The following is a 12,584-nucleotide window of genomic DNA, read 5'->3' as shown; positions in this document are numbered from 1 at the left end:
GGACACAACATGGCTGTTCGCGAAATCTTGAAAATGGGCGACGAGCGTCTTCTGCGCGTGGCGCAACCCGTGAAGGCTTTCAACACGCCAGAGTTGCAAGCACTGCTCAAAGACCTAGGCGACACCATGCTGGCCGCCAATGGAGCCGGTCTAGCCGCCCCTCAAATTGGCGTGGACTTGCAAGTGGTGGTGTTTGGCTCAGGCGAGGTCAATCCACGTTACGCAGATGCACCAGTGGTGCCCTACACCGTGCTCATCAACCCAGTGCTCACGCCCCTTGGGGATGAGGAAGAAGAGGGTTGGGAAGGCTGTTTGTCAGTGCCGGGCCTACGAGGTGTGGTGCCTCGTTTCAAGCGATTGCGCTACCAAGGCTTTGACGAAAAAGGCCAGCCTATTGACCGCACTGTGGATGGTTTTCATGCGCGGGTGGTGCAACACGAGTGCGACCACCTGATTGGCAAGCTTTACCCCATGCGCGTGCGCGATTTCTCACGCTTTGGCTATACCGAGGTGTTGTTTCCGGGGCTGGATGACTCGGACGATTGAAGCTTGATCGCACAAGCGCACGATGAAAAAACAAACGGGGCTTTTAAAGCCCCGTTTTTTGTTTAATCCTGCAAGGCAGCTAGTAACTCTGTCTCAATCTCCAACTGCGCTTTGTTTTGCTGCAAAGCCGCACCGTCAATCAAGAAGGTGTCTTCCACGCGTTCGCCCAAGGTGCTGATTTTGGCCAGCAGCAAGTTCACCTTGTGTGCAGCCAATACGCGGGCAATGCTGTAGAGCAAGCCCACGCGGTCGCTGGCAGAAATGCTCAGCAGCCACTTCTGGGCGCGTTCGTCGGGCTGCAAGCTCACGCGCGGCGCGATAGGGAAGCTCTTCACACGGCGTGACTGGCGACCTTTGCCGGGTGCGGGCAAGGGCTTGGCCTCGTTAATGGCTTCGGTCAAACCGGTTTCTACCAAGTTGATGAGGTCACGGTAGTGCTCAGCAAAATGGTCGCTCACCACTTGGAAGGTGTCGAGCGCATAGCCGTTGGTCGCGGTGTGAATCTTGGCGTCCCAAATGCTGAAGCCCGCTTGGTCAAAGTAGCCGCAAATACGTGCAAACAAATCGGCTTGGTCGGGCGAATACACCATCACCTGCAAGCCTTCACCTACGGATGACAAGCGAGCACGCACCGTCACACCCATGGCTTGTTCTTGTGATTTGGCGATCGACAAACTACGCGAAAGTTGGCGTGTGTGCCAAGCAATGTCAGCGGCCTCGTGGCGCATGAAGTAGCCCACGTCCAAGGTGGCCCACAGGTCTTTGTGCGCTTCGAAAGGCAGGGCATACAACGCTAGCATCTGAAGTGCGTCGCTCTTGCGCATTTCTACTTCAGCATCCGCGTCTGGCGCACGACCGCCCAAAGCTCGGGCGGTGTAGCGATACAAATCTTCGAGCAGTTTGCCCTTCCAAGCATTCCATACCTTGGGGCTGGTGCCGCGAATGTCGGCCACGGTCAGCAGGTACAAAGCAGTAAGGTTGCGTTCGTTGCCCACACGTTTGGCAAAGGCTTGAATCACATCGGGGTCGCTCAAGTCTTGCTTTTGCGCGATGTGGCTCATCGTCAAATGCTCGGCCACCAAAAACTCAATCAGCTTGGCGTCTTCTTTTTCTAGGTTGTGGTCACGCGCAAATTTGCGCACTTCACCACGGCCGAGTTGCGAATGGTCGCCGCCACGGCCTTTGGCAATGTCATGAAACAGCGCGCCCGCAAACAAAATCCAAGGCTTATCCCAACCCGCAGCGAGTTGTGAGCAAAACGGGTATTCATGCGCATGCTCGGCCATGAAGAAGCGACGCACGTTGCGCAGCACCATCAAGATGTGTTGGTCCACGGTGTAGACGTGGAACAAGTCATGCTGCATCTGCCCCACGATGCGGCGGAAGGGCCACAGGTAACGGCCTAGCACCGAGGTTTGGTTCATCAAACGAATCGCGTGCGTCATGCCGCTGGGCGCTTGCAAGATGCGCATGAACATCTCGCGGTTGGCGGGGTCAGAGCGGAATTTGCCATCCATCAAGGTGCGTGCGTTGTACAGCGCACGCAGCGTACGGGCCGACAGGCCGCTGATGCCCACCGTGGATTCGTACAGCCAGAAGGTTTCCAAAATCGCGTGCGGGTCGTTCACATATACATCGTCGCTGGTCACCTCGAGCATGCCGGCTTTGTCGGCAAAACGCTCGTTGATGGGGCGCAGCACTTGGGTGTTGCCAGTCAATCGTTCTTCGATATTGAGCAACAAAATTTGGTTGAGCTGCGTGACCGCTTTGGCGGCCCAGTAGTAGCGCTTCATCAGTGCTTCACTGGCCAAACGGGCGTTGAGCGTGCCATCTTCTTCAATACCCAGCCCTAGGCTTTGTGCCACGGCGTGTTGTAAGTCAAACACCAAGCGGTCTTCGCGTCGCTTCGCTGCCAAGTGCAAGCGGGTGCGGATGAGGGCCAATGCATCGTCGTTGCGTTTGAGTTGCTTGACTTCAAAGTCGGTGGCCAAGCCTTTGCGGCCCAAGCTCTCCCAGCTGTCGCCCAAACCTGCAGCTTTGGCTACCCACAACACCACTTGCAAGTCGCGCATGCCGCCCGGCGACTCTTTGCAGTTGGGCTCGAGCGAGTAAGGTGTGTTTTCGTATTTGGTGTGGCGCTGACGCATCTCTAGCGTCTTGGCCAAGAAGAAAGCCTTGGGGTCCAGTGCGATCGCGTAGTGCTTTTGGAAAGTTTTAAACAGCTTGACGCTGCCGACCAAAAAGCGTGCTTCCAAGAGCGAGGTTTGCACGGTGATGTCGGCCGAAGCTTCTTGCACGCACTCAGTCACCGTGCGCACGCTTGAGCCAATTTCTAGGCCCGTGTCCCAGCAGCTGCCAATGAACTTTTCAATTTGTGCTTTGAGCGCGTCGTCTTTTTCGGGCGATGTGCCGTCGGGCATGAGCAAGAGCACGTCCACATCCGAGTACGGGTACAACTCACCACGGCCATATCCGCCAACAGCTGCCAAGCAAAGGTTGTTGTCAAAGCCTGCAGCATCCCATAGCGTGCGCAAGGTGTCGTCGGTCATGCTGCACAGCTTGTGCAACAAGGTTTTCACGCTACGTGGGGTGGTAGAGCTGGACGCGGCCAGCAGCAATGCCGCCTTGTCCTTTCGGTAAAGGTTAGCCAAGGCGTTCATCGCGTGGGGTGCTTAACAGCAGGTGGTGGTCACAAAGTCGGGCAGGGCGGGGCTGCCGTCGGAGAGGGTCAACACCTCGTAGCCGGTAGGCGTAACGAGGATGGTGTGTTCCCACTGGGCCGACAAAGAGTGGTCGCGAGTGACGATAGTCCAGCCGTCGCCCAACTCTTTGATGTCTTTCTTGCCCGCGTTGATCATGGGCTCGATCGTGAAGGTCATGCCTTCTTGCAGCGTTTCACCTGTGCCTGGCTTGCCGTAGTGCAGGACTTGTGGCTCTTCATGAAACACCTGGCCAATGCCGTGGCCGCAAAACTCGCGCACCACAGAGAAGCCATGGCTCTCAGCAAAGCGTTGAATCGCAAAGCCAATGTCCCCCAAACGTGCGCCAGGCTTGACCTTGACGATGCCGTGCCACATGGCTTCGTAAGTCAACTTAGACAAACGCTTGGCCGCGATGGACACATCGCCCACCGAGAACATGCGGCTGGTGTCACCATGCCAACCGTCTTTGATGACGGTGATGTCGATGTTGACTGTGTCGCCTTTTTTCAGGGGCTTGTCATTGGGAATACCGTGGCACACCTGATGGTTGATCGATGTGCAGATGGACTTGGGGTAGGGGTTGTCACCGCTGGGGTTGTAGTTGAGCGGGGCGGGAATGGCCTGCTGAACTTGCGTGATGTAGTCGTAGCACAGCTTGTCGAGCTGGTTGGTCGTCACGCCCGGCACCACGTGCGGGGTGATGAAATCGAGAACTTCGGAGGCCAGTTTGCCCGCGATACGCATGCCTTGTGCGCCTTGGGCGTCTTTGATGGAGATGGTCATGTTCTGGATTATCCCATTCGTCACTAAGTCCTGTTTTTGCAGCCAATTTGGGCTGAATTTCAAACCTGATGCTTAAAATCTAGATGTAACTACTTATGACTAAAAAATGAGCGATCTGCTTTTTCACTACTGTCCGACCCAATCTTTTCATTCGATCATCAAAAATGGATCAATTTGGCTCTCATCTCTTACTCTCTCAAATGATTCAAAAGAAGGATTGCTAGCTACGGAGTTTTTGCTGAATCGTATTAACGCTGCTAACTTGACTGAGAAGCAAGCTAATACAGCTAAAGAAATGGTCAATGAATTTCACGAAATTAGTGATGGTTTAGGGTTTTGTCTATCAAAGGAGAACGATCGCCTGAGTCAATGGCGGGGTTATGCGGATGATGGAAAAGGGTTTTCAATCGGGTTTTCCAAGGATTATTTGCAAAACGAAATTGCGTCTCAAAATCATGGGCACGGAGCAGATATAACTTTAGAAGAAGTCATTTACTCAGAAGAAAAATACTCAGAATACCTAGACAAAGTTCTTGATTTTTTAAAAACAATTGATGAAAGACAAGGCGATTTAAACACATGGATAAAGGAACTAATCGTTAATAGATACAAGATTAAAAATAAAGCATTCGAGGAAGAGTCTGAGTGGCGATTACTCACATTTTTTTTGAATAAAGTAAATCAGGATTCAGTTCAATTTCGACCATCTGTTAACAGACTTACGCCCTATGTTCCTCTTGAGTTGGTCAATAGAAATAATGCAATTCGGAAAGTAGTGATAGGGCCAAAAAACATTACTCCTGAACCAGTTGTTGAAAAGTTTTTGCATTTATGGGGCTATGGGGACGCTAAGGTCACAAAATCAAAAGCGACATACAGATAATGATCTGTTTATTGTGTACAAAACATCTTCGGTAGCCACGTAAAATCTAGCCTTTGCCGACCAGCCCCAGTCAGCGGCCCGGCTCGATTCGATTTCCGTCTTTTTCTCAAGGCTCCCTCGTGTCCCTGCACATCAGCATTTTCGAAGGCGGCAACGCCCTCAGCGATTTCCGTGTTCAACAGCTCTTGCCCCGTTTGGCGGCAATCTCCCCGCAAATTCAAGGACTGAGTGCCCGCTTTGTGCATTTGGCTGCGACCGAGGCCACGCTGGATGCCGCGCAGCAGCAAACACTGGCCGCTTTGCTGACCTATGGCGAGCCTGCGCACAAATCACCCGCAGGTACCTTGCTGGTGGTCACGCCACGTTTTGGCACGGTGTCGCCTTGGGCATCTAAAGCCACCGACATTGCGCACAACTGCGGTTTGCAGCTCAAGCGCGTTGAGCGCATCACCGAGTTCCACATTCAACTCAAAGACGGCTTGCTGAGCAAAGCCACACTCACACCCGAACAACTGCTGGCCGTGGCCGACGTGTTGCATGACCGCATGACCGAGTCCGTCATGCGCACACGCGACGAGGCGCTGGGTTTGTTCACCGAACTGCATGCTGCACCGATGGAGCAAGTAGACGTGCTCAAAGGTGGTGAAGCTGCTTTGCACGACGCCAACAAGCGTTGGGGATTGGCTTTGGCCGAGGACGAGATTGCGTATTTGGTGAACGCCTTCACCCAGCTCAAGCGCAACCCCACCGATGTGGAGCTGATGATGTTTGCGCAAGCCAACAGCGAACACTGCCGCCACAAGATTTTCAATGCCGAGTTCACCATTGATGGCGAAGCGCAATCGCACAGCCTGTTTGGCATGATTCGCCACACCGAAAAAACCAGCCCGCAATACACGGTGGTGGCGTATTCGGACAACGCCTCCATCATGGAAGGCCACAAGGTCGAGCGCTTCATCGCCACCAACAATGGCAAAGACCTACCTCAATACGAAAAAGTGTCCGCCACCAACCATGTGTTGATGAAGGTCGAAACCCACAACCACCCCACAGCCATTTCGCCTTACCCCGGTGCGTCCACCGGCAATGGTGGCGAGATTCGCGACGAGGGAGCCACAGGCCGTGGTTCCAAGCCCAAGGCTGGTATGTCGGGCTTCACAGTGTCGAAGCTGTGGGACAGCAAACTGGGCCGCCCCTCACACATGGCAAGCCCTTTGCAAATCATGACCGAAGGCCCTTTGGGCGGCGCAGCGTTTAACAACGAGTTTGGCCGTCCTAACCTGACTGGCTACTTCCGCGAGTACGAACAAGACGTGGCTGGCGTGACACGCGGCTACCACAAGCCCATCATGATCGCGGGCGGCTTGGGCGTGATTGACAGCGAACAAACCAAGAAGATTGAGTTCCCAGCAGGCACATTGTTGATTCAACTCGGCGGCCCCGGCATGCGCATTGGCATGGGCGGCGGCGCAGCCAGCTCGATGGCCAGCGGCACAAACGCGGCAGAGCTCGACTTTGACTCAGTGCAACGCGGCAACCCAGAGATCGAGCGCCGTGCGCAAGAAGTGATCAACCATTGCTGGGCACAAGGCAAAGCCAACCCCATCCTCGCGATTCACGATGTGGGCGCGGGCGGTTTGTCCAACGCATTTCCAGAACTCACCAACGACGCAGGCCGTGGCGCACGCTTTGATTTGCGCGCTGTGCCTCTGGAGGAATCTGGCTTGGCCCCCAAAGAAATTTGGTCGAATGAAAGCCAAGAGCGCTATGTGATGGCCATTGCGCCTGAGTCGCTTGAACAATTCAAAGCCTTCTGCGAGCGCGAGCGTTGCCCGTTTGCGGTGGTGGGTGTGGCGACTGAAGAGCGCCACTTGACATTGGCCGACGAAGGCGCTGCCGTGCAGCCTGTTGATATGCCCATGAACGTGCTGCTGGGCAAACCACCCAAGATGCACCGTGATGTGACGCGTGTAGAGCGCACCAGCGCCCCCATGGACCTCACAGGCGTGAGCTTGCAAGAAGCCGTGATCAACGTGTTGAGCCACCCGACTGTGGCGAGCAAACGATTCCTCATCACCATCGGTGACCGCGCCGTGGGTGGCCTGACGCACCGCGACCAAATGGTTGGCCCATGGCAAGTGCCTGTTGCCGATGTGGCCGTGACCTTGGCTGACTACCAAAGCTTCGCTGGTGAAGCCATGAGCATGGGCGAGCGCACGCCGCTCGCATCGCTCGACGCACCCGCCTCAGGCCGCATGGCTGTGGCTGAAGCCATCACCAATTTATTAGCCGCTCCGTTTGAGTTGCCCCGTGTCAAGCTCAGCGCCAACTGGATGGCGGCGTGTGGCGAGGCTGGTGAAGACGCTGCGCTGTACGACACCGTCAAAGCAGTGGGCTTAGAACTCTGCCCAGCATTGGGCATTTCTATCCCGGTGGGCAAAGACAGTTTGTCGATGCGCACGCAATGGAGCGAAAACGGCGAGACCAAAAAAGTCACCTCGCCTGTGAGCCTCATCATCAGCGCGTTTGCGTCCATCCCCGATGTGCGCGGCACGCTCACGCCGCAGCTCAACAACACCGAAGACACCACCTTGGTGTTGGTGCAGTTGGGCGAGGGCAAGCGCCGCATGGCGGGCAGCATCTTGGGCCAAGTGCTGAATCAAGCAGGCGATCAAGTGCCAGACCTCGACGATGCACAAGACTTGGTCAAACTCGTCAACGCTGTGAACGCTTTGCGCGCACAAGGCAAGATCTTGGCGTACCACGACCGCAGCGACGGCGGCTTGATAGCCGCTGTGTGCGAAATGGCTTTTGCTGGCCAAGTGGGTGTGGCGCTGAATGTGGACATGCTCATCACCGAAGGCGACGGCATCAACGATAGCCGTGCCGAATACGGTGACACCAAAAACTGGGCTTCACAGGTAAGCGCCCGTCGCGAAGAGCTGACGCTGCAAGCCTTGTTCAACGAAGAGTTGGGCGTGGTGCTGCAAGTGCGCACGTCTGAGCGCAACGAGGTAATGCAAACCTTGCGCGAGCATGGCTTGTCCAAGCACAGCCACTTTGTGGGTAAGACTCGCCCCCAATCGTCCACGATTGATAAAGGCAAGGGCGAGATCAGCGTGTGGCGTGACACCAAAGAAGTGTTTGTAGCCAAGCTGGCCGACCTGCACCAAGTGTGGGACAGCGTGAGCTGGAAGATTTGCCAACAGCGCGACAACCCTGCTTGCGCTGATGCCGAGCATGCCGCAGCGGGCAACCCCACCGACCCCGGCATGCATGTGCATTTGCCTGCGGGCATCACCGACAACGTGGCAGCGCCCTTCATCAACGTGGCCGCCAAACCCAAAGTGGCCGTGCTGCGCGAGCAGGGCGTGAACTCACACATTGAGATGGCCTACGCGTTTGCCGAAGCCGGCTTTGATGCCTATGACGTGCACATGACCGACCTGCAAACTGGCCGCGCCAAGCTGCAAGACTTCAAAGGTTTGGTGGCGTGCGGCGGTTTTAGCTATGGCGACACCTTGGGCGCTGGCATTGGATGGGCTCGCAGCATCACGTTCAACCCCGTGTTGTCTGAGCAAATGCAGCAGTTCTTTTCACGCACCGACACCTTCGGTTTGGGCGTGTGCAACGGCTGCCAAATGTTTGCTGAATTGGCCGACATCATCCCTGGCGCTGAACACTGGCCACGCTTCACCACCAACCAAAGCGAGCGCTTTGAAGCACGTTTGAGCATGGTGGAAGTGTTGGAATCACCGTCTCTGTTCTTCGCAGGTATGGCCGGCGCACGTTTGCCGATTGCCGTGGCGCACGGTGAAGGCTTTGCCAACTTCAGCCAACGCGGCAACGCAGCCAAAGCATTGCCCGCCATGCGCTTTGTGGACAACCACGGTGCAGCCACTGAGGCCTACCCGTTCAACCCCAACGGCAGTGCAGGGGGCTTGACCTCTGTCACCACGGCAGACGGCCGCTTCACGGCCATGATGCCGCACCCCGAGCGCGTGTTCCGCAACGTGCAAATGAGCTGGACTGACTTGGCTGCATCGGGTGGTGTGGATGCCTTCAGCCCTTGGATGCGTATGTGGCTCAACGCGCGTCAGTGGGTGGGTTGATTCACTCACGCCAATCAAAAAACGCAGCCACGGCTGCGTTTTTTATTTCATCAAGTAGCTCACTCGTTGCTTGATTTTGTCTTGCCACACCTTGGCAATGCCTGGTGTTTCGGCTAGCTGGCTCAATGCATCCAAATCGGGGCGATGCTCACGCCAAAGCGTCATGGCTTGGTGCAGGGTAGGGGCTTGGTTTGCGGCTTCCTGTAACACCAAGCTGTCGCCTGGATTAACCGTGCCGGTTTGCAGCACGCGCCAATACCAACCCGTGAGCAGGTGTTGGTCGATGAACAAAGCCATGCCATCGCACCCAAAACGTTCATCAATTTTCCAGCATGGGTTGCGTGGTTGGCAGACTTGAATCAGTGCTGAACCGAGTTGCCACACATCACCTAAATGCACATCGTGCTCATCTAGGTCAGACGTGGCGATGTTTTCGCCCATGCTGCCGGGCACGAGCAAGGGGGCTGCATCGGCAAACTGCGCGGCAAGCTTGGGGTAGTGCGTGCCGGGATAGAGATGTACTGCTTTTTCTGGGCCACCGTGCACACGCAGGTCAGCGTGCTGGTCACCTGCAAAACCTTCAACATCTAATTCGATGGGTCCTTGTACCTGTGTTTTGTACATGGCCGTGGGTCGGCCTGACACAGGCAGCGCTTGCACTTGGCCAATGAAGAGCGAGACCTTGGCCATGAGGCTGCCTAGCTTTAAGGACGCGTTTTGTAAAAAGTGATGGGTGACTCTGCCATCTCTTTGATGCGTTGGTTGAGCACCGACTTTTTCATCTTGCCCACCACATGCATCTCACAAGGCTTGCAGTCAAAGCGCAGGGTAAGTTTTTCGCTGCCGTTGATCAGCATCAGCGGCTCGGCTTTGACCGTGCCTTGCACACCCGTCACACCTTTGGCTTGCTTAGGGCACAAGCTCATGCTGAAGCGCACGCAGTGTTTGGTGATCATCAAGCTGGCTTCGCCTAGTTCTTCGTGGCTTTCATAAGCGGCTTCAATCACTTTCACGCCGTGCTTGGCGTAGAAGTCGTGGGCTTTTTGGTTGTAGACGTTGGCCAGATACGTGAGCGAGTCTTCGGGGTAGCTCACAGGTGGCTCAACTGCTGCGGCGCGTTGGGGGCGGTCATAAGCCTTTAAGCGCGCTTGCTCCAAGGCTGCGACGGCATCGCGGCGCAAAGCATTGAGTGAGGAGGCTGGCACAAACCAAGGCTGGCTGATGTTGATTTGTAGGTTGAGCACTTCAAACACAGTCGCACCAAACTTGCTCAGGTGCTCGCGCAGGCTGGCGTCGTTGCGCACCGCATCTTTAGCAAGTTCTTTGGTACAGCTCAGTGTGGCGCTGGCCGTGTGGCCGTCTTCATCGGTGAGCTTGAGCTCGAAGCCTTGCGGGGTTTCGGCAAATTCCACCCATGTGCCAATGCGGCGTTCACTTGAGTTCTTCTCAAGCCCCCGCACCCAATCCATGTCGCGGTTGCGGTTGATGACCATGCCTGCGCGCAAATCGCGAAAGCCTTCAATAGGGTCTTTGGGGTACAAGCGCCACACACCTTTTTTAGGGGTAGGCTCGGCGCGGTTGATGGCCACGCCCACCAATTCTTTTTGCAGGTCGTAGTAGCACAGACCATCGCCGTTGTGCAGCACAGCGGCTTTGTCGTATGGCTGCACTTCGAGCCAATTCGCGCCAGTGCCCATCACTTCGCCCAACACAATGCCTGGGTTCTTGGGTGAGTCAAACGCACCGATGTCCTCTTTGCGGCCCTGCACAAAGTAGTCGGTGAATTCGCGGTTGAAGTTTTGCTCGGGGTTGGGCGTGAAGTACAGCGTGGTGTTGCCACTCGATGCACGGCTGAGCGGTGGGCGCTCGGGGTCGGCCGAGTATTGACGGGCTTCAATCAACTCGTCCATCAACACACGGTAGTGGCCGGTGATGTTCTTCACATAAGCCATGTCTTTGTAGCGGCCTTCGATTTTGAAGCTGCGCACGCCCGCATCCACCAAAGCAGCCAAGTTCTCGCTTTGGTTGTTGTCTTTCATCGAGAGCACATGCTTGTCGTGCGCAATGAAGCGGCCTTGCGCATCGGTCACGTGATAGGGCAGGCGGCAGGCTTGGCTGCAATCACCTCGGTTGGCGCTGCGGCCGGTGTGGGCATGGCTGATGAAGCATTGGCCGCTGTAGGCCACGCACAATGCGCCGTGGACAAAGAACTCCAAGTTGCAGCGCTCAGCATCGAGCACATCGTGAATGGCTTTGATTTGCGGCAGCGTCAGCTCGCGTGCCAACACGATTTGCGAGAAGCCCACGTCTTGCATGAACTTTGCCTTTTCGGGTGTGCGAATGTCGGTTTGTGTGCTGGCGTGCAGTTGGATGGGTGGCAAGTCCAGCTCAAGCAAACCCATGTCTTGCACGATCAGCACATCCGCACCTGCGCGGTATACATCCCATGCCATTTTTTGCGCGGCTTCTAGCTCATCGTCACGCAAGATGGTGTTGAGGGTGATGAAGATTTTGCTGTTGAAGCGGTGTGCTTCCTTGCACAAACGCTCGATGTCTTGCAGCGTGTTGGATGCGCTGGCTCGTGCACCAAAGGCGGGTGCCCCGATGTACACCGCGTCTGCGCCGTGGTGAATGGCGGCAATGCCAATGTCGGCATCACGCGCGGGGGCGAGCAGTTCGAGTTGGTGGTTGAGCAAAGACATAGCGTGAATTATCTAGAAAAAACAAAAGCGGCCCGAAGGCCGCTGTGTACGTGGGGCAAAGGTGAGTTATTCGACCTTGGCTTTGGCGCGCAGTTCTTGTTGGAAAGCGGCCATGCGTTGTTGTGTCATTTGTTGCACGATTTGTGGTTTCACATCGGCCAACGCAGGCAACTGGGCTTCACGCACGTCGTCTAAACGGATGATGTGGAAGCCAAATTGGCTTTGCACCGGTGCAGAGACTTGGCCTTTGTTCAAAGCCACCATGGCTTCTGAGAACTCTTTGACATAGTTACCCGGAGCAGCCCAATCGAGGTCACCACCGTTGGCGCCTGAACCTGGGTCTTTGGATTGTTTCTTGGCGATGTCTTCAAACTTGCCGCCTTTTTTCAGGCTCGCAAGGATGGCGTCGGCTTGGGCTTGTGTTTCTACCAAGATGTGACGCGCACGATACTCTTTGCCACCGTTGGCCGCCACAAACTTGTCGTATTCGGCTTGTACATCAGCATCAGTGACAGCCGATGTCTTTTGGAATTCGTTGAACAACTCACGAATCAAGATGGTTTGACGGGCCAGTTCGATTTGAGTTTTGTACTCAGGCGTGGCGTCCAAGCCGCGCTTTTGCGCTTCTTGCATGAAGATTTCACGGGCAATGACTTCCTCTTTGATTTGACCTTCAACTTCAGGCGTCATTGGACGGCCAGATCGGGCCACTTGCTGAGCCAACGCTTCAGCGCGGCTAGTTGGCACAGCCTTGCCATTGACGATGGCGATGTTTTGTGCGGTGGCGCTCATGCTCAAGCCAGCGAATACAGCTGCTGCAACGGCGGTCCAAATCATTTGTTTTTTCATGTCAGGT

At 55.6% G+C, this 12,584-nt stretch carries 8 protein-coding genes; 3 read left to right on the top strand and 5 right to left on the bottom strand.

What is annotated here, in order from left to right; translation table 11 throughout:
• Positions 1-9 precede the first annotated feature (9 nt).
• Positions 10-546 carry a peptide deformylase gene (gene def, locus B9Z35_RS05810; protein WP_108282665.1) on the top strand — a complete coding sequence of 179 codons (537 nt, stop codon included), beginning with the start codon at positions 10-12 and terminating at the stop codon, positions 544-546.
• Positions 547-608: 62 nt separating this feature from the next.
• On the opposite strand, the gene B9Z35_RS05805 is transcribed toward def, so the two are convergent.
• Positions 609-3,206, bottom strand: coding sequence for a [protein-PII] uridylyltransferase (locus B9Z35_RS05805; RefSeq protein WP_108282664.1), 2,598 nt, complete (start codon positions 3,204-3,206; stop codon positions 609-611).
• Positions 3,207-3,218: 12 nt separating this feature from the next.
• Positions 3,219-4,031, bottom strand: coding sequence for a type I methionyl aminopeptidase (map, locus tag B9Z35_RS05800; protein ID WP_108282663.1), 813 nt, complete (start codon positions 4,029-4,031; stop codon positions 3,219-3,221).
• Positions 4,032-4,137: 106 nt separating this feature from the next.
• Between map and B9Z35_RS05795 the strand changes: the two genes are divergently transcribed.
• Entirely contained in the window at positions 4,138-4,914 is a 777-nt protein-coding gene (locus B9Z35_RS05795; RefSeq protein ID WP_108282662.1) for a DUF2971 domain-containing protein, read from the top strand.
• Positions 4,915-5,033: 119 nt separating this feature from the next.
• The gene (gene purL / locus B9Z35_RS05790) at positions 5,034-9,026 is read left to right on the top strand and encodes a phosphoribosylformylglycinamidine synthase (protein WP_108282661.1); all 3,993 of its coding nucleotides are present in this window, start codon (positions 5,034-5,036) and stop codon (positions 9,024-9,026) included.
• 42 nt (positions 9,027-9,068) lie between these two features.
• Here purL and B9Z35_RS05785 read toward each other — a convergent pair whose 3' ends face one another.
• The 3 genes from B9Z35_RS05785 to B9Z35_RS05775 all read right to left on the bottom strand — a co-directional run bounded on the left by B9Z35_RS05785 (position 9,069) and on the right by B9Z35_RS05775 (position 12,577).
• On the bottom strand, positions 9,069-9,716 hold the full coding sequence (locus B9Z35_RS05785; RefSeq protein ID WP_108282660.1) for an MOSC domain-containing protein: 648 nt from the start codon (positions 9,714-9,716) through the stop codon (positions 9,069-9,071).
• A 14-nt stretch (positions 9,717-9,730) separates the two neighbouring features.
• On the bottom strand, positions 9,731-11,728 hold the full coding sequence (locus B9Z35_RS05780; protein WP_108282659.1) for a U32 family peptidase: 1,998 nt from the start codon (positions 11,726-11,728) through the stop codon (positions 9,731-9,733).
• Between the two features lie 66 nt (positions 11,729-11,794).
• Positions 11,795-12,577, bottom strand: a complete 783-nt coding sequence (locus B9Z35_RS05775) for a peptidylprolyl isomerase (protein WP_108282658.1) — start codon at positions 12,575-12,577, stop codon at positions 11,795-11,797.
• Positions 12,578-12,584 lie beyond the last annotated feature (7 nt).

It is taken from the genome of Limnohabitans sp. Jir61 (assembly GCF_003063545.1).
Lineage (GTDB): Bacteria > Pseudomonadota > Gammaproteobacteria > Burkholderiales > Burkholderiaceae_C > Limnohabitans.
Note: the sequence above shows the minus strand (reverse complement) of the source record. Positions and strands in the feature narration are given on the sequence as shown.

Excerpts from the sequence above, each read along its gene's own strand:
- B9Z35_RS05780 (WP_108282659.1), bottom strand. The coding sequence starts at position 11,728 with ATGTCTTTGCTCAACCACCAACTCGAACTGCTCGCCCCCGCGCGTGAT.
- B9Z35_RS05785 (WP_108282660.1), bottom strand. The coding sequence starts at position 9,716 with ATGGCCAAGGTCTCGCTCTTCATTGGCCAAGTGCAAGCGCTGCCTGTG.
- B9Z35_RS05775 (WP_108282658.1), bottom strand. The coding sequence starts at position 12,577 with ATGAAAAAACAAATGATTTGGACCGCCGTTGCAGCAGCTGTATTCGCT.
- def (WP_108282665.1), top strand. The coding sequence starts at position 10 with ATGGCTGTTCGCGAAATCTTGAAAATGGGCGACGAGCGTCTTCTGCGC.
- B9Z35_RS05795 (WP_108282662.1), top strand. The coding sequence starts at position 4,138 with ATGAGCGATCTGCTTTTTCACTACTGTCCGACCCAATCTTTTCATTCG.
- B9Z35_RS05805 (WP_108282664.1), bottom strand. The coding sequence starts at position 3,206 with ATGAACGCCTTGGCTAACCTTTACCGAAAGGACAAGGCGGCATTGCTG.
- map (WP_108282663.1), bottom strand. The coding sequence starts at position 4,031 with ATGACCATCTCCATCAAAGACGCCCAAGGCGCACAAGGCATGCGTATC.